At 73.0% G+C, this 19508-nt stretch carries 22 protein-coding genes and 1 pseudogene; 7 read left to right on the plus strand and 16 right to left on the minus strand.

What is annotated here, in order from left to right:
* Positions 1-4: 4 nt before the first annotated feature.
* The 9 genes from ACI79K_RS00400 to ACI79K_RS00440 form a co-directional block, all read right to left on the minus strand.
* Positions 5-448 carry a MaoC/PaaZ C-terminal domain-containing protein gene (locus tag ACI79K_RS00400; protein WP_456598597.1) on the minus strand — a complete coding sequence of 148 codons (444 nt, stop codon included), beginning with the start codon at positions 446-448 and terminating at the stop codon, positions 5-7.
* Positions 445-969: an FAS1-like dehydratase domain-containing protein gene (locus tag ACI79K_RS00405; RefSeq protein ID WP_456598598.1), complete on the minus strand. Its 525-nt coding sequence runs from the start codon at positions 967-969 to the stop codon at positions 445-447. Before ACI79K_RS00405 ends, ACI79K_RS00400 begins: the two co-directional genes overlap by 4 nt.
* Entirely contained in the window at positions 966-2189 is a 1224-nt protein-coding gene (locus ACI79K_RS00410; protein WP_456598599.1) for a CaiB/BaiF CoA transferase family protein, read from the minus strand. Before ACI79K_RS00410 ends, ACI79K_RS00405 begins: the two co-directional genes overlap by 4 nt.
* Entirely contained in the window at positions 2186-3244 is a 1059-nt protein-coding gene (locus ACI79K_RS00415; RefSeq protein WP_456598600.1) for an ABC transporter ATP-binding protein, read from the minus strand. Before ACI79K_RS00415 ends, ACI79K_RS00410 begins: the two co-directional genes overlap by 4 nt.
* The gene (locus tag ACI79K_RS00420; RefSeq protein WP_456598601.1) at positions 3241-4296 is read right to left on the minus strand and encodes an ABC transporter ATP-binding protein; all 1056 of its coding nucleotides are present in this window, start codon (positions 4294-4296) and stop codon (positions 3241-3243) included. Before ACI79K_RS00420 ends, ACI79K_RS00415 begins: the two co-directional genes overlap by 4 nt.
* On the minus strand, positions 4296-5297 hold the full coding sequence (locus tag ACI79K_RS00425) for an ABC transporter permease (RefSeq protein ID WP_456598602.1): 1002 nt from the start codon (positions 5295-5297) through the stop codon (positions 4296-4298). Before ACI79K_RS00425 ends, ACI79K_RS00420 begins: the two co-directional genes overlap by 1 nt.
* Positions 5294-6238 (minus strand): ABC transporter permease, encoded by a 945-nt coding sequence (locus ACI79K_RS00430; RefSeq protein WP_456598603.1) that lies wholly within the window; start codon positions 6236-6238, stop codon positions 5294-5296. The genes ACI79K_RS00425 and ACI79K_RS00430 overlap by 4 nt, the downstream gene beginning before the upstream one ends.
* An 80-nt stretch (positions 6239-6318) precedes the next feature.
* Positions 6319-7956 carry an ABC transporter substrate-binding protein gene (locus tag ACI79K_RS00435; protein WP_456598604.1) on the minus strand — a complete coding sequence of 546 codons (1638 nt, stop codon included), beginning with the start codon at positions 7954-7956 and terminating at the stop codon, positions 6319-6321.
* A gap of 440 nt (positions 7957-8396) precedes the next feature.
* On the minus strand, positions 8397-9029 hold the full coding sequence (locus ACI79K_RS00440; protein ID WP_456598605.1) for a hypothetical protein: 633 nt from the start codon (positions 9027-9029) through the stop codon (positions 8397-8399).
* A 20-nt stretch (positions 9030-9049) separates the two neighbouring features.
* Between ACI79K_RS00440 and ACI79K_RS00445 the strand changes: the two genes are divergently transcribed.
* The 5 genes and pseudogenes from ACI79K_RS00445 (at position 9050) to ACI79K_RS00465 (ending at position 11172) form a co-directional block, all read left to right on the plus strand.
* Positions 9050-9280 (plus strand): hypothetical protein, encoded by a 231-nt coding sequence (locus tag ACI79K_RS00445; RefSeq protein ID WP_456598606.1) that lies wholly within the window; start codon positions 9050-9052, stop codon positions 9278-9280.
* A pseudogene (locus ACI79K_RS00450) lies at positions 9277-9693 on the plus strand (nuclear transport factor 2 family protein); the annotation flags it as partial. The gene ACI79K_RS00445 and the pseudogene ACI79K_RS00450, both read left to right, overlap by 4 nt.
* A gap of 152 nt (positions 9694-9845) precedes the next feature.
* The gene (locus ACI79K_RS00455) at positions 9846-10352 is read left to right on the plus strand and encodes a hypothetical protein (protein WP_456598607.1); all 507 of its coding nucleotides are present in this window, start codon (positions 9846-9848) and stop codon (positions 10350-10352) included.
* A gap of 68 nt (positions 10353-10420) precedes the next feature.
* On the plus strand, positions 10421-10975 hold the full coding sequence (locus ACI79K_RS00460) for a PP2C family protein-serine/threonine phosphatase (RefSeq protein ID WP_456598608.1): 555 nt from the start codon (positions 10421-10423) through the stop codon (positions 10973-10975).
* A gap of 65 nt (positions 10976-11040) precedes the next feature.
* Complete coding sequence (locus ACI79K_RS00465; protein ID WP_456598609.1) at positions 11041-11172, plus strand: hypothetical protein; 132 nt, start codon at positions 11041-11043, stop codon at positions 11170-11172.
* Here the strand turns inward: ACI79K_RS00465 and eutC are convergent.
* The 3 genes from eutC to eat are packed head-to-tail and all read right to left on the minus strand — an operon-like array spanning position 11169 to position 14724.
* Positions 11169-11903, minus strand: a complete 735-nt coding sequence (gene eutC / locus ACI79K_RS00470; RefSeq protein ID WP_456598610.1) for an ethanolamine ammonia-lyase subunit EutC — start codon at positions 11901-11903, stop codon at positions 11169-11171. The two genes, ACI79K_RS00465 and eutC, sit on opposite strands and share 4 nt — an antisense overlap.
* Positions 11900-13315, minus strand: coding sequence for an ethanolamine ammonia-lyase subunit EutB (locus tag ACI79K_RS00475; RefSeq protein ID WP_456598611.1), 1416 nt, complete (start codon positions 13313-13315; stop codon positions 11900-11902). The genes eutC and ACI79K_RS00475 overlap by 4 nt, the downstream gene beginning before the upstream one ends.
* Positions 13312-14724, minus strand: coding sequence for an ethanolamine permease (gene eat / locus ACI79K_RS00480; RefSeq protein WP_456596366.1), 1413 nt, complete (start codon positions 14722-14724; stop codon positions 13312-13314). The genes ACI79K_RS00475 and eat overlap by 4 nt, the downstream gene beginning before the upstream one ends.
* 256 nt (positions 14725-14980) lie before the next feature.
* Between eat and ACI79K_RS00485 the strand changes: the two genes are divergently transcribed.
* Entirely contained in the window at positions 14981-15529 is a 549-nt protein-coding gene (locus ACI79K_RS00485; protein ID WP_456598612.1) for a hypothetical protein, read from the plus strand.
* A 124-nt stretch (positions 15530-15653) separates the two neighbouring features.
* Here ACI79K_RS00485 and ACI79K_RS00490 read toward each other — a convergent pair whose 3' ends face one another.
* The 4 genes from ACI79K_RS00490 to ACI79K_RS00505 form a co-directional block, all read right to left on the minus strand.
* A complete protein-coding gene (locus tag ACI79K_RS00490) occupies positions 15654-16562 on the minus strand; it encodes a Brp/Blh family beta-carotene 15,15'-dioxygenase (RefSeq protein WP_456598613.1) in 909 nt (302 codons plus the stop codon).
* Positions 16563-16656: 94 nt separating this feature from the next.
* Positions 16657-17577 (minus strand): bacteriorhodopsin, encoded by a 921-nt coding sequence (locus tag ACI79K_RS00495; RefSeq protein ID WP_456591884.1) that lies wholly within the window; start codon positions 17575-17577, stop codon positions 16657-16659.
* Between the two features lie 134 nt (positions 17578-17711).
* A complete protein-coding gene (locus ACI79K_RS00500) occupies positions 17712-18611 on the minus strand; it encodes an SDR family NAD(P)-dependent oxidoreductase (RefSeq protein WP_456588576.1) in 900 nt (299 codons plus the stop codon).
* A 78-nt stretch (positions 18612-18689) separates the two neighbouring features.
* A complete protein-coding gene (locus ACI79K_RS00505) occupies positions 18690-19091 on the minus strand; it encodes a hypothetical protein (protein WP_456588575.1) in 402 nt (133 codons plus the stop codon).
* Positions 19092-19171: 80 nt separating this feature from the next.
* On the opposite strand from ACI79K_RS00505, the gene ACI79K_RS00510 reads away from it, so the two are divergent.
* Positions 19172-19441, plus strand: coding sequence for a DUF2277 domain-containing protein (locus ACI79K_RS00510; protein WP_456588574.1), 270 nt, complete (start codon positions 19172-19174; stop codon positions 19439-19441).
* Positions 19442-19508: the final 67 nt, after the last annotated feature.

Here is a 19508-nt window from a genome sequence, read left to right on the forward strand (position 1 = left end):
CCCGTCACCGTCCGCCGCCATCAGCAGCCGGCACACCGACGGTGGCGGTCCCCGTGGCACGCGGCTGCCCGTCGGCGGCGGACTCGACCAACTCGACGACCAGCCGGATCTCGTCACCGTCGATCTCGCGCGCGGTGACGGTGCCCGTGACCGTGAGCCGGTCGGCGGGCGTGGCCGGCCGGACGATCCGGTAGGCCATCGAGCGCAGGGCGAGCGGCCCCGCCCACTGCGTGCACGCCCGGGCGAGGAACGCCGCGTGCAGATGGGAGTGCACGAGGATCCCGGGATGCCCCTCCGCCGCGGCGTACTCCGGATCGAAGTGGATCTTGTGCGCGTTCCAAGTGACGGCGCTGTAGCGGAACAGCTGCAGCGCCGTCGGCTGGACGGTCAGCGGCGGGATCGCGTCGCCGACCTGCGCCGTGGCTGCGGGGGACGTGGTGAGGGTCATGCGGTGGCCTCCTCTACGGGCTCGCGGCCGAGAACCGTGCGGCGACTGCGGCTGAGCAGCGGACCGCCGTCGGCCTCGAACGTCACGTCGCTGTGGATGAGGAGCAGCCGGCCGGCCCGGCCCTCCTTGACCACGACGTCGGCCAGGGTCTGGGTCTCGATGAGGCGCATGCCGGCGACCAGGGGGTGCAGGAGCTCGGTCTGCTCGCCGCCACCCATGACGCGCATGCCCCGTGTGGCCTCGCTGAGCCAGCCCTCGTCCCCGGTGCCGTCCGGCTTCAGCTCGTCCTGCCAGTCGCCCGGGCCCCAGTCGATCACCCCGGCGAGCATGTTGGGCGGGGCCACCACGTCGTCGAAGCCGGCCGCCCTGGCGTGGTCGGGGTCGCTGAAGATCGGCTCGCGGTCGTCGATGGCGACGGCATAGCGCTGGATCAGCCGCCGGTCAACGACCCCGTGGTCGTGGCGCTGGCTGTTCCCGATCTTCTCGCGGAGCTGCGCCGCCACCTCGTCGAGCAGGCTCATGCCACGACCCCGGAGGCGCGGAGGTCGCCGATCCGGTCGTCGTCGTAGCCGGCGAGGTCACGGAGGACGTCGTCGGTGTGCTGCCCGAGGGTGGGCGCCAGGCGCACCTCGGTGAGCGGCGAGTCGGACAGCTGCAGGGGATTGCCCACGACCGGTACCCGTCCCAGTCCGGGATGGTCGACGTGTCGGATCATTCCGCGCTCCTTCAGATGGGGGTCGTCCACGACTTCGCGCACGGTCTGCACCGGTGCGCAGGGCACGCCACAGGCCTCGAGGGTCCGCACCAGCTCCCACTTCTCGTGAAGGAGCGTCCACGCCGACACCTGCGCGTCCACCTCTTCGAGGTGGGTAGCGCGCAGATGGGTGCTGCCGAAGCGGGGGTCCTCGAGCAGGTCCTCCCGTTCCATGACGGTGACCAGGGACTTCCAGTGGCCCTCCGTGACGCAGAACAGCGCGACGTGCCCGTCGCTGGCCGGGTAGACCCCGTAGGGCGCGACCGCCAGGCCACTGTGCCGGTTGCCGGTGCGTTCCGGGATGTTCTCCCGCACCCGGTTGAAGATTCCGCCGATCGCGGACGCGAGCGTCGGGAACACGGTGTCGTGCATAGACACGTCCACGAGCTGCCCCCTGCCGGTGGTCGCCCGCTGGAGCAGGGCGGCCATGACGCCGGAGAACAGGTGGATACCGCCGAGGAAGTCCATGAACGCCGGGCCCGCCTTGACCGGTGGGCCGTCGTCGAAGCCGGTGCTCGCGATGACGCCGCTCATCGCCTGCACGGTGATGTCCATCGCCGGCATGTCGGCGTACGGGCCGTAGCGGCCGTAGCCCTTGCCGCTGCCGACGACCAGCCGCGGGTTGATCCCCGCCAATGTCTCGTAGTTTAGGCCCATCCGCTCCATCGCCCCGCGGGCGAAGTTCTCGATGAGGACGTCGGCGCTGCGCACGAGGTCGAGCAGGACCGCACGGCCCTCCGGGCGCTTGAGGTCCAGGACGAGCGAACGCTTGTTGCTGTTGAGCATCACGAACTCGTGCGTCTCGCTGCCCGGTTCCGCCCGGTAGCGCAGCGTCTCCCCGCCCGGCGGCTCGATCTTGATCACGTCGGCACCGAGATGGGCCAGGAGCAGGCCGCAGTAGGGACCGTTGTAGATCTTGCCGAGATCGAGGACGCGCAACCCGGCCAGTGCGCCGGCCGGTGTTGCCGTCGTCGGCGCTGTCGTCATCGCTGTCCTCCCAGTGTCTCGGCCACCCGCGGCTTCGGTGTCTCGAGGTCCCGCACGGTCCCGCCCTGCAGCCGCGGACCGTGGTCGTGCAGGTGACAGGCGGCAGCGATCCCCGAGGCCACCTCGGCCAGCGGCGGCGTCTCGGTCCTGCAGACGTCCATCGCGTGCGGACAACGGGGATGGAATGGGCAACCGGACGGCGGACGCGAGGGGTCGGGCGCGTCGCCGCGCAGCACCAGCCGCTCCCGTCGGCGCTGTCGCCGCGGATCCGGGATGGGCACGGCGGCCAGCAGGCCGGAGGTGTACGGGTGCCTCGGCGCCCGGTACACCTCCTCGCTGGGCCCGTTCTCGACCACCCGGCCCAGGTACATCACCGAGATCTGGTCGCTGATCTGCCGTACGACGCTGAGGTCGTGCGAGATGAAGACGTAGGCCACACCCAGGCGCTGCTGCAGGTCGAGCATCAGGTTGATCACCTGCGACTGCGTGGAGACATCCAGCGCGGACACCGGCTCGTCGGCCACCACGAGCCTCGGGTCGAGGGCCACCGCGCGGGCGATCGCGATGCGCTGCCGCTGACCACCCGAGAACTCGTACGGGTATCGCTTGAGGTGGTGCTCCCCCAGGCCCACCAACTCGAGCAGTTCCAGGACGCGGGCCTCTAGTTGCCTGCCGCCCATGTCGCGGTGCACCCGCAGCGGTTCGCCGACCGAGTCGAGGATCATCTTGGTCGGGTCCAGGGACGCGTACGGGTCCTGGAACACCATCTGCATGTCGGCGCGCGCCTGCCGCAACCGTCGCCCGCGCAGGGCGCGCAGGTCCTGCCCGTCGAAGTGGATCGTGCCGTCGTCGGCCTCGATCAGCCGCAGCAGCAGCCGTCCGAGGGTCGACTTGCCGGACCCGGACTCGCCGACGACGCCCATCGTCTGACCCGACTCGACGGTCAGGCTCACGTCGTTGACGGCGTGCACCCATTCGCGCGCCAGCCCCAGGCCGTTGCGCGACGACACGAACCGCTTCTGCAGCCCGCGGGCCTCCAGCAGTGCTCCGCTCATCGTGTGCCCTCCAGCTCGAGTTCCTCGGCACGGATGCACCGCGCCAGGCGGTCCGGCCCGGGTACCGGACGCAGGTCCGGCACCCCGGCGACGCAGGCGTCGACCGAGTACCGGCACCGTGGGTGGAATCGACAGCCCTGTGGCAGCCGGTCGGGGGACGGCACGACGCCACCGATCGTCGACATCCGGGCGCGCTCGCCGTCGAGCTTGGGCATGGACTGCAGCAGGCCCTCGGTGTAGGGGTGCTGCGGATGTTCGAACAGGTCCTGGGCGGGGCCGGACTCGACCACCTGGCCGGCGTACATGACCGCGACGTCATCACAGACGTCGGCCACGACACCCAGGTCGTGGGTCACGAAGACCATGCTCATGCCGAGGTCTGCCTGCAGCTGCTTGAGCAGGTCCAGGATCTGCGCCTGCACCGTGACGTCGAGCGCGGTCGTCGGCTCGTCGGCGATCAGGACGTCGGGCTGGCAGGACACGGCCATCGCGATCATGACCCGCTGGCGCATGCCGCCGCTGAATGCGTGCGGGTACTGCCCCGCCCGCCGCTCAGGCGACGGGATACCGACCCGCCCGAGGAGTTCGACGGCCGACTTCCACGCCGCCCGACGGGAGCCCCCCTTGTGCCGGCGGATCACCTCGGATATCTGCGCGCCCACCGTGAACGCCGGATCGAGACTGGTCATCGGCTCCTGGAAGATCATCGCGATCCGGCGGCCGCGGACGTCGGCCATGGCCTTCTCCCGCAGGGTAAGCAGATCCTGCCCCTGGAGGAGGACCTGCCCGGACGGGATGCGGCCCGGTGGCTCCGGGATCAGCCGGAGGACCGACAGCGCGGTCACGGTCTTACCGGACCCCGACTCCCCGACCAGGCCCAGCGTCCGCCCCTTGGGCAGCGTCAGATCGAGCGGGCCCACGACGGGCAGGTAGCCCCTGCCCGTGGCGAACTCGACGACGAGATCCCTGATCTCCAGCGCCGGCTCCTGCTGTGCGGGCCCAGTGCCCGGCCCGGGGCACTCGTGGACCCCGGTGGTCATCTGCTCAGCCATCACGACCTCCGGATCTCCTGGCCGAGGGAGTCCCGTAGACCGTCGCCGATGAGCTGGACGGCGAGCACCACCAGCATGATCGCGATGCCGGGCGGGACGATCAGCCAGGGCGCCTCGTAGAGATTGACGAATCCACGTCGCAGCAGCACGCCCCAGCTCGCGTCGGGTGGCTGCACCCCGACGCCGAGGAAGCTAAGGCTCGCCTCGGCGAGAACGGCGAAACCGAACATCAGCGACAGCTGCACGATGATCGGCGGGACGATGTTGGGCAGCACGTGGACCCCGAGAATGCGGGGGCCGGACAGCCCGATGGAGCGCGACGCCTCGATGTACGTCTCCTCGCGAACCACCAGGACGGCACCGCGCACCACGCGCATCAGCCGCGGGGCGTAGACGATGCCCAGCGCGATCATGGCGTTCACGGTGCTCGGGCCGAGCGCGGCGACCAGGGCGATCGCGAGGATGATCGCCGGCAGGCTCATGAACGTGTCCGCGACCCGGCTGATCAGCCAGTCGAGCCATCCACCGACGTAGCCGGCCAGCATGCCCAGCGGGACGCCGAGGCCGATGGCCACCGCGAGGGCGATGAGCGGCGCGACGAGGGAGATGCGTGTGCCGTAGAGCAGCCGGCTCAGCGCGTCGCGGCCCAGGTCGTCGCTGCCCATGAGGAAGTCGCCCCCGGGCGGGGTGAACTGCCGGGGCACGTCGGTGGCCGCCGGGTCGAAGGGCGCCAGGACCGGGGCGAGCGCCGCGATGATGGAGAGGACGGCGAGGAAGACCAGCGCGATCATCGCCAGCCTCTGCTCCCGGAACCGCCGCAGGAACCGGCGCATGGGCCCGGGGCTGACCTCGGCGACCGGTGCCGGGATCGACCCGGTGGCGGTCTGCACGGGCGCCGCGGGCACCGGCGAGTCCTGCTGTTCGGCGGCGAGCGACTCGGGAGCGGGCTGGGTGGTCGCCGGAGTGGTCCCGGGACTCGGGGAGGTCGGGGGTGTGGTCACGTCTGCCGGACCTTCGGGTTGAGGTAGCTGTAGGACAGGTCGACGAGCAGGGACACCAGGACGACGATCACGGCCGTCAGCAGGACCACGCCTTGAATCACCGGGATGTCGCGCTGCAGGACCGAGGTGATCAGCAGCTGTCCCAGGCCGGGCAGGGCGAAGACCTGCTCGACCACCACCGCGCCACCGAGCAGGTGGGCCACCTGCACGCCCAGCACGGTGACGACCGGGATCGCGGCGTTCTTGATGACGTGCTTGCCGACGATGGACCGGGTGCTCAGGCCCATGGCCCGCGCGGTGCGGATGTGATCGCGCTCGAGGACCTGGATGGTGCCGCTGCGCGTCTGCCGGGCGATCTCCGCGATGGTGCCGGCCCCCAGCGCGATGGCCGGGAGAAGCATGTGCAGGAACCACTCCCAGGGGTTCTCGGTGAGGGGGACGTACCCGGTCGCCGGGAGCAGCCGCAGCTGGAGCGCCAGGAACAGCACCAGCATGGTGCCGATCCAGAAGTGCGGGGTGGCGATGCCCAGCGAGGCGAGGATGGTCAGGATCCGGTCGGCCAGCGAGTTCTTGCGCATACCGGCGATCAGGCCCAGGGGGACGCCTATCACGACGGAGAGCAAGACCGCCAGCAGGGTCAGGGAGAGCGTCACGGGCATGCGGTTGAGGACGAGTTCCCACACGGGAGTCGTGTTGAAGAGCGAGGTGCCGAGGTCGCCCGTGAGGACGCCGCTGGCCCAGCTCCAGAACTGCACGAGGAACGGGTCGTTGAACCCCATGCGCTCGCGGATCTCGGCGATGCGCTGGGGGGTGGCGAACTCACCGGCCATCGCAATCGCCGGATCTCCCGGCGTCAGGTAGACGAGCAGGAAGGTGATCATCGCGGCGAAGAACAGGATGGGGAACAGACCCAGCATCCGTCGCAGGAGGAAGAGCCCCACGCGTCCACCTCTCGGGGTTGGTGGCGGTCGGAGGATTGAGGTGGGGGCGACCGAGGGCGCCGGCCGCCCCCACCTGTCGGTCAGTTGTCGGACAGCTCGGTGGAGACGGCCACGCCGCGGTAGTCACGGGCCCCGGTCGGGTAGATGTTCAGGCCCATCAGACCGGGCTGGAACACCTCCTGGCGGCGGCGCATGCACAGCACCATCTCGTGCATGTCCAGGTCGGTGAGCTCGGCCATGATCTCGTGGAAGATCGGTGCACGGTCTTCGGGAGAGATCTGGCTGTTCTGCTCGTCGAACAACCGCTCGAGCTCGGGGCTGGTCAGACCGCCGGGGTTGCCGAGCGCGCCGGGCAGGTAGTGGGTGACGAGGGGCCCGCTCTCGTCCATCGTCGGCTCGTAGCTGAGGACGGCCGCAGGTACCTGCTGCTCGACGTTGTAGACCTCGCTCGCCTGCGCCGCCTCGACCTGGCGGATGTTCATCGTGATGCCGGCGTCCGCCAGCTGGGCCTGGACGGCCTCGGCGATGGTCACGTAGCCGGTGATGTTGGCGACCACGGCGTCGAACGCGAAGCCGTCGGGGTGTCCGGCCTCGGCCAGCAGCTCACGCGCGAGCTCGACGTTGTGCTCGCCGTACTCGCCCTCCCCGACGCCAGGCCCCAGGTCCTCGTCGTAGGCCCAGGAGTTCTCGGGCCAGGGCTGCACCGTGGGCGTGCAGTAGCCCTGCAGGATGCCGTCACCGATCTCGACGCGGTTGAGCGCGTGGTTCACCGCCCGCCGGACCAGTGGGTCGTCGAACGGCGCCATCGACGAGTTGACCGAGAAGTAGTAGTAGGAACCACGCGGCCCGTCGAGGATGTTGAGGCCCATCTGCGTCGCGGAGGGGATCTGACTCTCCCGCACGATCCCGATGTGCACCTCGCCGGCGCGGATCGCGTTCAGCCGGGTCTCGTCGTCGGCCATGATCCGGTACTCCAGGCCGGCCGTCCGCTGGATCTCCGGGTCCCAGTAGTCCTCGAACTTCTCGTAGACCACCCGGTCGCCGTCGCGGTAGTCGACCACCCGGTACGGGCCCGCGCCGACCGGGTAGCGGTCGAGGTCCGGGTTCTCCAGCGCCGTGGGGCTGATGATCATCCCCGCGCGGTCGCCGAGGTTCGGCAGGAGAGCCGCGTTCGGCTCGTTCAGGTTGATCGCGACACTGAGGGGGCCGGTGACCTCGACGCTCTCGATCGACGCCAGCAACGGGGCGACGTTGCTCATCTCGTCGGTGCGAGCGCGGTCGAGGCTGGTCTTAACCGCTTCGGCGTCCATCTCCGTGCCGTCGTGGAAGACGACGCCCTCGCGCAACTCCATGTCGATCGTGCGGGCGTCCTCGCTGAGCTCCCACTCCGTGGCGAGCATCGGCTCGGGCTCACCCGCGGGGCTCATGTAGATCAGCCGGTCGTAGGCCGGGAAGAGCCAGTTCTGGTCGAACCCGGACGATCCGCGATGCGGGTCCATGCTGCTGGGACCGACGGTGTAGCCCCAACTGAAGACTGCCGCGGGGTCGAAGTCGTCGCCGAGCGGCGTGGAGTCGACGAGCTCACCGCCGGCCTGACCGCCTTCTCCCCCACCTCCACCCTCGTCACCGCTGTCGATGGAGGAACAACTCGTCACCACGAAGACCGTGGCGGAGGCCAGGGCGGCTACCCGAAGGACACGTCGCCGAAGAGAGCCCATTTGGTACTCCTGTCCGTCGCCACTCGACCGAGCGAGGGCTTCTAGTCGACTGATTACCGGAGCCTGCCGAGATGCTCTCTCTCGGACGGCGAAGGCAATCGGGAGCAGTGCTCCCCCTGCCTACCGCACGGACATGGTGTGACACAAGTAACGATGCAACATCGGCCGCTCATCGAGGAGGGCCGCCTGGGCACACATGGTCCGATCCGCTCGGAGGCGAATCATTAGCCTGATTCTGCGCACAGTTTGGGCGCCCGATATGTCCCGCCTGCCCCCCGGCGCCGGGCCCTCCGAGGAGCGCCGTCGGCGAGGACGTCCGGCCGCGCCGCGTAGCGGCTGCAGGCCGTCCCCGACCGCCAGCCGCCCGGGGCGTGACGTCGGCCAGCCCTCCGTGGTGCCGGCGTCGGCGGTGGCTCCTCCCCTGCCCCGGGTGAGCGGCGTCAGTCGCTGGGCGGCACGTCCACCGGGATCTCCGGGCCCAGCCGCGCGCCCTGCAGCAGCTCGAGGTCGTCGCCGGACCAGAAGCTGCCCGGGTCGTAGGCGTTGAGCGGCCGGTCGGCCGGGAGCAGGCCCATCGCGGCGTAGGTCGCCGCGACCAGCTCGGCGCAGAAGACGGTCTCGGCCGCGGTCTGCCGCCGCAGCCGGCCGTTCACCCAGCCGCGCACCAGGCCGCGGGTGGTCGGGAAGGGCCGCCCGTCCAGCCGCGCGACGGTCCGCAGGACGGCGTCCTCCATCTCCGCGGTCACCCCGCCGTCCTCGGCCGGGCCGACCAGCTGGCGCAGCCAGGCCACCTGGCCGTACCGACGGCGCCAGGTCGTGACGGCGTCGCGCAGGTCGTGCAGCTGGACGCCGCGCTGGTGCTGACCGGTCCACGCGTCGGGCAGCGACGTCCCCAGCTCGGCGTGCCAGAGCAGCGGGGGCAGGTCCTCGAGGACGACGGCCATCCCGACGTGGTTGACCGGCGCGTTGGTCAGCGCGCGGATCGCGCGGTCGGCGAGCGAGGGGCCGCGGAAGACCCAGACGTCGCCGGTGCGGGTGAGGTCGACCGCGTCGTCCAACGAGAGCCGGGGCACGAGCCGCTACGTTACGGACCGTGCGCTTCTGGAAGCTGCTCGGACTTGCCGGTCTCGCGGGTGTCGCGGGTGTCGCGGCCGGTGGCGTGGTCATCGCCCGCAACGAGCGGCAGCGCCGCGCCTACACGCCCCACGACGTCAGGGCCCGGCTGCACGAGCGCGCGGCGTCCGCGCGCCAGGAGCCGGTCCCGGCGGCGGAGCTGACCGCCGGACGCACCCACCGCCTGGCGCGCCTGCTCCGCCGGAGCTGAGCCCGCCGGGGCGGCCCGCGCACCCACCGCCACCCGCCACGCGGGGGCAGGTCCCGGCGCGCCCGGGGCCGTCCCGCGCCAAGCCGGGCCCGCCCACACTCGGGCCCCCCAGTCGTGCGAGGAGGCAGCCATGTCCAAGCACCCCAACGTCGCCAGCATGCGGACGGCCTACGAGGCCTTCGGGAAGGGACTACGAGGCACTGGCCGGAACCTGGGCCCCGGCCATCCGGTGGCACGAGCCGGGCCGGCACCCGCTCGCCGGCGAGTACGTCGGCGCACCGGCGATCTTCGCGTTCTTCGGCCGGCTCCTCGAGGTCACCGAGGGCAGCCTCCGGGTGGAACCGCAGACCCTGCTCGCCGACGACGCCACCGGCGTCGCGGTGGTGATCCTGACGGCCACGCGCGGCGGCCGGGCGCTGGAGACCATGGCCGCGCCATCTCCCGCTTCGACGCCGACGGGAAGGTGGTCGACTTCTGGTCGGCGCCCACCGACCAGTCCGTCCTGGACGACCGAGCGCGGGGGCGAAACGTGGCGTGCGTCCCGGCGCCCTCAGGCGAAGAAGCCGTGCATGCAGCCGAGGTGGTCGACGAGACGCAGGACAGGCACCGGGCCGAGGAGCAGCAACCGACCGTCGGCTTCCGCGACCGGGGGGACTCGGCCATCCGCGAGGAGAGCCTCGGGGAGCGCGTGCTCGGCTCCTTGCTGGACCGGGCGCACCTGATCCCGCCGCGGCTGGTCGGGCCGCTGGTGGCCCAGGAGTTGGCGGGCCTCGGCTGCGGCGACGTGGCCATCCACCTGCAGGACTACGACCAGCACACCCTCCTGCCGCTGCGGGGCCGCGGCCTGCAGGCCGAGGTGCTGCCCATCGACGGCAGCGCCACCGGACGGGCGTTCGCCACCGAGGAACCGGTCGAGACGGAGACCGACGACGGTGTGCAACTGCACCTGCCGATGCTCGACGGCTCCGACCGGGTCGGCGTCCTTTCGTTCACCCTGGACCGGGCCAACGCGCACGACCGCCGCCTCGCGCAGCGTCTGGCGGGGCTGATCGCCGACCTGGTTGTGACCTAGAGCGAGTACACGGACACGTTCGCCCAGACGCGCACGACGCGGCCGATGAGCCTTGCCGCGGAGCTCCAGTGGCAGACCCTGCCCCGCTGTCCATGAACACGCCGGAGCTCGACCTCGCCGGCATCCTCGAGCCCGCGTACGAGGTCGGCGGGGACTGCTTCGACTACGCCTACGACGCCCACACGCTCCACCTCGCGGTGTTCGACGCCATGGGGCACGGCCTGGAAGCGGTAACCATGTCGACGGTCGTCATCGCCGCCTACCGCCATGGCCGCCGCGCCGGCGTGGACCTGGACCGGCTGTGCTCAGACATGGACCGGGTAGTCGCCGGGTCCTACCCCGGCAAGTTCGCCACCGCCCACCTCGGGCAGCTCGACACCCGGACCGGCGTCCTCACCTACGTCAACGCCGGCCACCCCGTCGCGCTCCTCGTGCGCGGCTGCCGCGTGGTGGACGAGCTCCCGGGCCCCACGACGCGTCCCCTCGGGCTCGGTGGCGGCGAGCCGCGGGTCGAGAAGGTGCAGCTCGACCCCGGCGACCAGGTGCTGTTCTTCACCGACGGCGTGGTGGAGGAACGCCTCGACGGGGCGAGCAGTTCGACGAGCACCGGCTGCGCGAGCTGATCGAGCGGAGCACCGCCGAGGGGCAGCGGGCGCCGGAGACGATCCGCCGCCTCTCCCACACGCTGATGGACGCCCGGCAGGGGCGCACCAGCGACGACGCCTCGATGCTCCTGGTCGAGTGGAAGCAGCCGCCGCACGACGACGAGCTCTCCCCGGACATCCCCGAGGCGCGCCCGACCAGCGACCAGAACGGCTAGCCCACGCCCGGCGAGAGCGCGGCGCCCTCGTCCTTGAGCGCCACTCCCGAGGCGCCGAGCTCCCGGGCCGCCGTGAGCAGCCGGACGACGACGTCGGCCGCCTCGGCGTAGCCCAGCCCGTGCGGGGGGCGGACGTTGGAGACGCAGTTGCGCTCGGAGTCCGCCCGGCCCGGCCGCGGGTCCCAGGTGAGGTAGATGCCGAGCGAGTCGGCCGAGGAGAGACCGGGCCGCTCCCCGATGAGGACCACGACCACCCGCGCCCCGAGCGCCGCCCCGATCTGGTCGCCGAGGGCCACCCGCGCCTGGGCGGCGAGCACGACCGGGCCGACCGACCAGTCGACCAGCCGGTCCAGCAGCGCGGTCGCCAGGGCCGGCCCGTGCTCGTGCACCGCCCGCGGCGAGAGCCCGTCGGCGAGCACCAGCGCCACGTCGGCGTGCGCGCGGGGCAGGGTCGTCCCGGGGGCCAGCCGCCGACCGAGGTCGGGTCGTTGCAGGTACTCGGCGCGGTCCGCGGCGGCCGAGTGGACCTCGAGCACCGGCAGCCCGCCGAGCCCGGCACGCACGACGGCGGGATCCAGGGCCGTGTGGACGGCGTCGCGCGCCACCGCGTGCGCCAGCCGGAACTCCAGCTCCCGCGCGGTGGGCAGGCCGTCGCCGGCGCGCCCCAGGGCGACCCGTGCCCGGGTCGCGCCGCGCAGCACCGCCCAGGGGTCGTTCCCGGCGATGCTCACGACTGCGCCGCCGCGAGCAGGGCCCTCGCCGCCGGGGCGTCGGCGGTCAGCGACCGCACCCGGCCGGCGTCGTCCAGCAGGTCCATCCGGGTCAGCCACGCCTCGAACTCCGGCGCCGGCCGGAGATCGAGCACCTGCCGTGCGGTGAGCACGTCGGAGAACGACAGCGACTGGTAGTGCAGCATGACGTCGTCCGATCCCGGGACGGCGATCACGAACGAGCAGCCCGCCGCCCCCAGCAGCAGCGTCAGGGTGTCGGTGTCGTCGGCGTCCACCTCGGCGTGGTTGGTGTAGCAGACGTCGACCCCCATGGGCAGGCCGAGCAGCTTGCCGCAGCAGTGGTCCTCCAGCCCAGCCCGGATCACCTGCTTGCCGTCGTAGAGGTACTCCGGCCCGATGAACCCCACCACGGTGTTGACCAGCAGCGGCTCGAAGTGCCGGGCGACGGCGTAGGCCCGGCACTCCAGGGTCTGCTGGTCCACCGACCGGCCGTCGACGCCGCGGTGGGCGTCGGCCGACAGCGCCGAGCCCTGGCCGGTCTCGAAGTAGGTGACGTTGCGCCCGACCGTGCCCCGGCCGAGCTCCAGCGCGCCCGCCCGGGCCTCGGCGAGCAGGTCGAGCGTGACACCGAACCCGCGGTTGGCCGCCTGCGTGCCGGCGACCGACTGGAACACCAGGTCCACCGGCGCACCCTTCTCCAGGGCCCGCAGTGTCGTCGTCACGTGCGCCAGCACGCACGACTGGGTGGGGATGTCGTACCGCTGGATGACCGCGTCCACCAGCTCCAGGAGCGCGATCGTCCGCCCCGGGGAGTCGGTGGCCGGGTTGATGCCGATCACCGCGTCGCCCGAGCCCTGGAGCAGCCCGTCGACGATCGACGCGGTCACGCCCACCGGGTCGTCGGTCGGGTGGTTGGGCTGCAGCCGCGAGGCCAGCCGCCCGGGGAGACCCAGCGTGCTGCGCAGCCCGGTCACCACCCGCGCCCGGCGGCCGACGGCGACCAGGTCGGCGTTGCGCATCAACTTCGAGGTGGCCGCCACCATCTCCGGGGTGAGGCCGCGGGCCAGCCCGCTGATCGCCGCCTCGTCGCCGGCCGCGGCCCAGCCCAGCAGCCGGTCCCGGAACTCCCCCACGGTCAGGTCCGCCACCGGGGCAAAGGCGACCGGGTCGTGGGTGTCGAGGATCAGCCGGGTGACGTCGTCCTCGTCGTAGCCGACCACCTGCTCCTCCAGGAAGGTCGCCAGCGGCAGGTCGGCGAGCACCGTCTGGGCGGCGACCCGCTGTGCGGCCGACTCCGCCGCGCACCCGGCCAGCACGTCGCCCGAGCGGGCCGGCGTCGCCTTGGCGAGCAGGTCGGACAGCGACGGGAACTCGTACGTGTGCCCGCCCAGCGTCGTGCGGCGGACGGTCATCGCACCTCCTCCTCGGCGGCGGCGAGCAGCTCGAACTCCTCCTCGGGCGCCGACGCCACCAGGTGGTGGCGGCTGTAGAGGGCGAAGTAGCCGAGGAAGACCGCGTAGGCGGCCAGCGTCCAGAGGGCGGCGACCTCGTCGACCAGGAAGGTGGCGACGACGGCGGCCGCGGCCAGCACCAGGGCGACGCCGGTGGTGACCGTGCCACCCGGGGTGCGGTACGGGCGGGGCAGCTCGGGCTCCCGGCGGCGCAGCACGATGTGGCTGACCATCATCAGCACGTAGGAGACCGTGGCCCCGAAGACGGCCATGTTCAGCAGCATCGCGCCCTGGCCGGTCAGCGAGAGCGCGAAGCCGATGGCGCCGGGCACCAGCAGGGCGAGCACCGGGGCCCGGCGGCCGTTGGTCACCGACAGCGCCCGCGGCAGGTAGCCGGCCCGGGACAGCGCGAACGTCTGCCGCGAGTAGGCGTAGATGATCGAGAAGAAGCTGGCCACCAGGCCGACCAGCCCGGCGTAGTTGATCAGCGTCGTCAGCCAGCCGGCGGCCCCGGCGACCTGGAGCGCCTCCACCGGCGGGTTGCCGCTGGCCGACATGGTCTCCGCGCCTCCGGCGCCGGCGGTGAACACCAGCATCAGCACGGCGAGCACCAGCAGCACCCCCATGGCCGCGACGATGCCCCGGGGCATCGAGCGGGCCGGGTCGCGGGCCTCCTCGGCGGCCAGCGGCACGCACTCCACCGCGAGGAAGAACCAGATCGCGAACGGGAACGCCGCCCAGACGCCCATCAGCCCGAACGGCAGGAAGTCCGAGGCGCCGGCGGCGTCGGTGGGCGCGATGTCGAGCAGGTTGGCCGAGTCGAAGGCCGGGACGGCCCCGACCAGGTAGACGACCAGCCCGGCGACGGCGATCCCCGCGATCACCAGCATCACCCTCAGCGCCTCGCCGACCCCCATGAGGTGGATGCCGATGAACAGCGCGTAGGCGGCCAGGTATACCCACCAGCCGTCGGTGATGCCGAACAGGCCGAGCGACTCCACGTACGCCCCGATGAAGGTGGCGATCGCCGCGGGGGCGATCGCGTACTCGATGAGCACCGCCACCCCGGTGGCGTACCCACCCCAGGGCCCCAGCGCGCGCCGGGCGAAGGTGTAGCCGCCCCCGGCCGTCGGCAGCGCCGATCCGAGTTCGGCCAGGCCGAACACCATCGCCGAGTACATGATCGCCATGAGGACGACGGCGATCAGCAGGCCCCCGAAGCCGCCCTCGGCCAGGCCGAAGTTCCAGCCCGCGTAGTCACCGGAGATGACCGCCGCGACCCCCAGCCCGGCCAGCAGCACCCACCCGGCGGTCCCGGTCCGCAGCTGCCGCTTCTGGTGGTAGCCGGCATCGACCGTCTCGGCCTCCACCCCCTGACGGTGGACCGGCCGGCCTGGACGTACTCGGGGTTCCGCGGTCATGCGCCGGCCTTCCGGTGAGCCCCCGCAGGTCGGGTGGGGTCAGCCTGGCCCCGCCCGGCCCCACGGGCAATGCCTTGCGACAGGACGGAACACGCTGTTCACACGGCCGCTCCCCCACCTGCGCCGCCGTCCACGGTGCCGGCAACCCGCGTGATCACGGGCAGCCGGGGTATGACCCAGCTCCGACCTCTCCCAGGGAGTCCTCATGGCCCGTCACACCCTGTCCCGCTCGCTGCACGACCTCGGCCTCTCCGCCTGGTTCGGTGGCACGCTCGCCAACGCCGTCGCCCTGAACGCGGCCGCCGGGGGGGCGGGGAGCGCCCCCGCCACCGGCCGGGTGGCCAACGCCGGCTGGGACCGCTGGACGCCGGTCAACGCCCTGGCCATCGGCGCCCACCTGATCGGCAGCGTGGGTCAGCTGCGGGCGGACAGGGAGCGGGTCGCGCAGCAGGAGGGCGTGGCCTCCATGTCGGGGATCAAGACCCTGCTCACCGTCGCAGCCCTCGGCGCGACGGCTTACAGCCGGGTCCTCGGCCAGCGGGTGTCGGCCGCAGGGTCGGTGCCGTCGCGGTCCGGGACCCGGCCGAGCAAGCGCACCAAGGCGGCCCGCGCCGACGTCGCCGCCGCACAGCAGCAGCTGGACACCCTGCAGTGGGTCATCCCCGCCCTGACCGGCGCGCTCGTCGCGGTCACCTCGTACGCGGGTGAGCAACAGCGCCCCAGCGAGGTGGCCAAGGGAGTCGCCGGTCGGTGAGCAGGCGCTGACCCGGCCGGGTGACCCGCCCGGTGCTCCGGGTCCCGGGGCCGACGCCGCACGGCGCGGGGGGCCTGACCCGTTCGGGCGGGCCCCTCCCGGCGCGCGGTGCCGGGCTGCGGGCTCACCCCGTCGAGCGCGGCGGCTGGGTGCGGTCGAGCCAGCTGACGGCCAGCACGTGCGGCAGCGTCAGCGCCGCCAGCAGCGGCAGGCCCGTGGCGACGAGTCCGCGCCAGCCGTCCGCCCAGGACCAGAGGGCGGCGAGCGCCAGCAGGACGGCGGCGGTCGGCGGGCCTGCCGCCAGGGCGAACCGGCGCAGCGGCAGGACCAGCCGTCCCGCGACCAGATCGGGGCCGCTCGCCGGGTCCTCGGCCATCACGCGCGCCACGTGCCGCAGGGAGTGCCAGGCCCCGAAGTAGACACCGAAGGCGGCCAACGGCGGGACCACGAGGACCACCGCCGCCAGGAGGCCGACCTCCCCCGCCTCCAGCCACCGGCGGCGGCGGGCCAGGACGAACGCGAGCACTCCCCCCGCGCCGAGGAGCACCGCGACGGCTCCCGTCGCGACTCCGGGCGGTACGCCGCCCCAGCCCGGGGCCACGGCCTCGGTGAGCGCGCCGGTGTCGCTGCCGGGAACGCCCAGGCCGCGGAGCAGGGGCACCAGCAGCACGAGGCTCCCGAGGACAAGCGACGCCGTCGGCCGCGGCCGCACGGGGCGACCGGCGCGCAGATCGGCGAAGGCGGTCTCGCCGGTGCCGAAGTGCCATGCCGAGACCAGGACGAAGATCAGCAGCGCCGGGCCGGGCACGGCGGTGAAGGCTCCGTAGGCCCCGGCGGCCAGAGCGGCGTACGCGGCCCCGAAGACGGCGAGCCGGGTCGGCCGCCAGCCGAACCGCCACGCGGGTAGGAGGTGATCGACGGCCCCGTGCGGCAGCCCCAGGAGCAGTCCGGCGACCAGCACCGCCGCCGAGCCGGTGGCTCCCCAGCCACCGGGGGCGGCGACCTCGACCGCCAGGGCCGCCCCGGCCGCCACGCACGACCACCGGGTGGCGGCCCGGGCGGGAGCCCCGAACGGGGCCACGGGGGCGCGCCCGGTCGCCGAGGCGGCGACGCCCCCGGACACGCCGTCAGCCGCGGGCGGGGCGGACGTCCTCGCCCCGGGCCCGGCCGATCACCGCCGTCGAGATGCGGGTGAGCTCCGGGAGCACGGCGTCGCTCTTGTGCACGTTGCTCGACCACACCGGCTCGGTGTGGGTGTCGACGCCGGCGACGACGTCCTCGGCGGTCCGGAGCTTGGCGACCTTGTGGATCAGCACGCCGAAGCCGACCTTGGCCACGACGTCGGTCACCGAGTAGCCGACCTGCATGGCGGTGAGCCAGGCCGGGGTCACGTCGACGAAGACCGGGACCGAGTAGATCAGCGGGTAGATGCCGAAGCTGCCGAGCAGGACGATCGTCGCGTTGCGGAGGGTGGTGGCGGCCTCCGTGCCCATGGTCGGCAGGGACGCCCGGACCGCCCCGATCAGCGCGACGTAGAGGTAGACGAGGAAGACCGTGCTGATCAGCCCCCACACCACCAGGGCCGTGGTGTCGCGGCCCTGGGCGATCACCTGCGACCCCATGTACCCGGTGACGATCATGAGGAAGGCCGCGGCCATGGTCGAGAAGCGCAGGTTGCGCGCCCTGGCGCCGGCGAGCGAGCACACCGCCAGCAGCTCCACCATCAGCAGCGGCACGGTGATCGACCAGTCGATGTAGCGGCTGCTGATCGTGTGCAGCGCCTCCGGGTTCGGCACGTACACGCCGCCCTGCAGCGTGAATCCGGCGTCCCACTTGCTGACCATGCGGGCGTAGGCGAGGGCCGCGACCGCCGCGAGGCAGAAGCCGGCGTAGGCCGAGGGGCGGTACCGCGCCGACACCTCCTCCCGGCTGGTCAGTGCGTAGAGGAAGTAGGCGAACAGCGCGAACCCCGCGCCGAGGAGCGCCAGCTGGACGACGTCGTAGAGGCCCGGGGGCATCGTCTGCAGCTCGGGAGCGGGGGTCTCCATGCGCACTCCTGGATGTCGCGCGACGGCGACTCCCGGACCGGGCCGCCGCTTTCCGCCCGGTGCCGGGACGGTGCCGGCCCCCAACCCGCACCGGCCGTCCGCAACCGGACGGCGGACGACCCAGGGGCGGCGGCTCAGATGCTGCGCCAGCGGCCCTCGATCGCGTTGCCCTCGGGCCGGGACCGGAAGACGTTCCCCTCGGTGGGCTCCGTCTCGTCCCCGGCCAACGCCAGCCGCCGCAGCAGCGGTTCGACCAGCACGTCGTAGACCCCCGGCAGCAGCCGGAAGCCTGCCGTGACGACGTGGTTGAGCACCCCCGCCTGCACGACCCGGCGTGGCCGGTCGAGGGTGGACAGGACCCGGCGGGCCACCCGCTGCGGCGAGTAGACCGGCGGCGGGGGCCGCCCGGTGCTGCCCGCCCATGTCGCGCCCTGGGAGTAGATGGGAGTGTTCACGCCGCCCGGCTGGACGATGGAGACGGAGATCCGCGGCTCGTCCCGGGTCTCCTGCTGCAGCACGCGGGCGAGCGCCAGCTGACCCCACTTGGCGACGGCGTAGCTGCCCATGACCGGCGTCGTCACGTTCCCCAGCAGGGAGTTGACGACGACGAGGTGGCCTGCGCCCTGCCGCCGGAAGACCGGCAGGACGTGCCGCGCGACCGTGGCCGTGCCGTGCAGCGAGGTGTCGACGACCCGCTCGAAGACCTCCTTCGGCACGTCCTCGATGTGCCCGTAGGCCATCACCTGGGCGGAGTGCACGACGACGTCGAGGTGGCCGAGCTCGCGCACCGCGCCGGCGACCACCGCGGCGATCGCCTCCTCGTCCAGCACGTCGGCCGGGCAGACCATGACCGCGGCGGCGCCGGCGGCACGGAGCTCGTCGGCCGTCTCCTCCAGCGACGACCGGCCGCGCGCCACCAGCACCAGCCGCGCACCGCGGCCGGCCAGCTGCACGGCCGTCGCCCGGCCGATGCCGCTGGACGCGCCGGTGATGAGCACGGTGAGCGGTGCTCCGCCGGAGTCGGGGATCGGCACGGAGTTCTCCTCGCTGGGGGTGAGTCCGGCGTCGCGGGCACCGGTTGTCCGCAACCGACTACCCGACCGGCCCGGCGGTCATGCGGTGCGCCGGTCCAGCTCGGCCAGCAGCCAGCCCGGCCCGCTGACGTCGACGCCGTCGGGCAGGCGGGCGCGCAGCCCCCGGTCGGCGGTGACCACCAGCACCTCGCGCCCGTTGCCGGCCAGCTCGGGTACGACGTCGGCGAGCGCGTCGTCCCCGCTCCCCCGAGCGCGCACCACCCGGACCCCGTCGGGCGCGGGAACGTCCCGGGCCTGCCCCTCCACGACGGCCACCACCTCGGTGCAGGTCAGCTCCTGCCCGCCGGGCCCGGGCACGGTCTGCCCGGCCAGCTCGGCGAGGCGGTCCAGGAAGCGGCCGGCCGCCCCCGCCCGGTCCCGCCACCAGCCGTCGGGACGGGCGCCGACCGCGTTGGCGACGTCCACCACCAGCACTGCCATCTCGTCCTCCCTCCGTGGGCGCCGCACGAGGCGTGCTCGCGGCCCGTCCCGTGCGTCCCGCCGGGCCCTACGCTCCGGGCATGTGCCGGAACATCCGCCCGCTGGCGAACTTCGCGCCGCCGGCGGCCGACGAGGAGATCCACGCCGCCGCGCTGCAGTACGTGCGCAAGATCAGTGGCACGACCAAGCCGTCACGCGCGAACGCCGAGGTGTTCGAGCGGGCGGTGGCGGAGGTGGCCGCGGCCTCGGCCCGGCTCCTCGACGCCCTGGTCACCACCGCCCCGCCCAAGGACCGCGAGGCGGAGGCAGCCAAGGCGCGGGCCCGGGCCGCCGCCCGCTACGGCGGCTGACCACTCGGCACGGCGTTCCCGGCCGTCGGGAACGCCGTGCCGCGCCCGGTCGCCCATCGGGCGGGCC

The organism is Blastococcus sp. SYSU DS0616, from assembly GCF_054051015.1.

Bases quoted from the DNA above. Each gene is read 5' to 3' on its own strand.
- ACI79K_RS00400 (WP_456598597.1), bottom strand. From the start codon at position 448: ATGACCCTCACCACGTCCCCCGCAGCCACGGCGCAGGTCGGCGACGCG.
- ACI79K_RS00405 (WP_456598598.1), bottom strand. From the start codon at position 969: ATGAGCCTGCTCGACGAGGTGGCGGCGCAGCTCCGCGAGAAGATCGGG.
- ACI79K_RS00410 (WP_456598599.1), bottom strand. From the start codon at position 2,189: ATGACGACAGCGCCGACGACGGCAACACCGGCCGGCGCACTGGCCGGG.
- ACI79K_RS00415 (WP_456598600.1), bottom strand. From the start codon at position 3,244: ATGAGCGGAGCACTGCTGGAGGCCCGCGGGCTGCAGAAGCGGTTCGTG.
- ACI79K_RS00420 (WP_456598601.1), bottom strand. From the start codon at position 4,296: ATGGCTGAGCAGATGACCACCGGGGTCCACGAGTGCCCCGGGCCGGGC.
- ACI79K_RS00435 (WP_456598604.1), bottom strand. From the start codon at position 7,956: ATGGGCTCTCTTCGGCGACGTGTCCTTCGGGTAGCCGCCCTGGCCTCC.
- ACI79K_RS00465 (WP_456598609.1), top strand. From the start codon at position 11,041: ATGGACGCCCGGCAGGGGCGCACCAGCGACGACGCCTCGATGCTCCTG.
- ACI79K_RS00475 (WP_456598611.1), bottom strand. From the start codon at position 13,315: ATGACCGTCCGCCGCACGACGCTGGGCGGGCACACGTACGAGTTCCCG.
- ACI79K_RS00485 (WP_456598612.1), top strand. From the start codon at position 14,981: ATGGCCCGTCACACCCTGTCCCGCTCGCTGCACGACCTCGGCCTCTCC.
- ACI79K_RS00495 (WP_456591884.1), bottom strand. From the start codon at position 17,577: ATGGAGACCCCCGCTCCCGAGCTGCAGACGATGCCCCCGGGCCTCTAC.
- ACI79K_RS00505 (WP_456588575.1), bottom strand. From the start codon at position 19,091: ATGGCAGTGCTGGTGGTGGACGTCGCCAACGCGGTCGGCGCCCGTCCC.
- ACI79K_RS00510 (WP_456588574.1), top strand. From the start codon at position 19,172: ATGTGCCGGAACATCCGCCCGCTGGCGAACTTCGCGCCGCCGGCGGCC.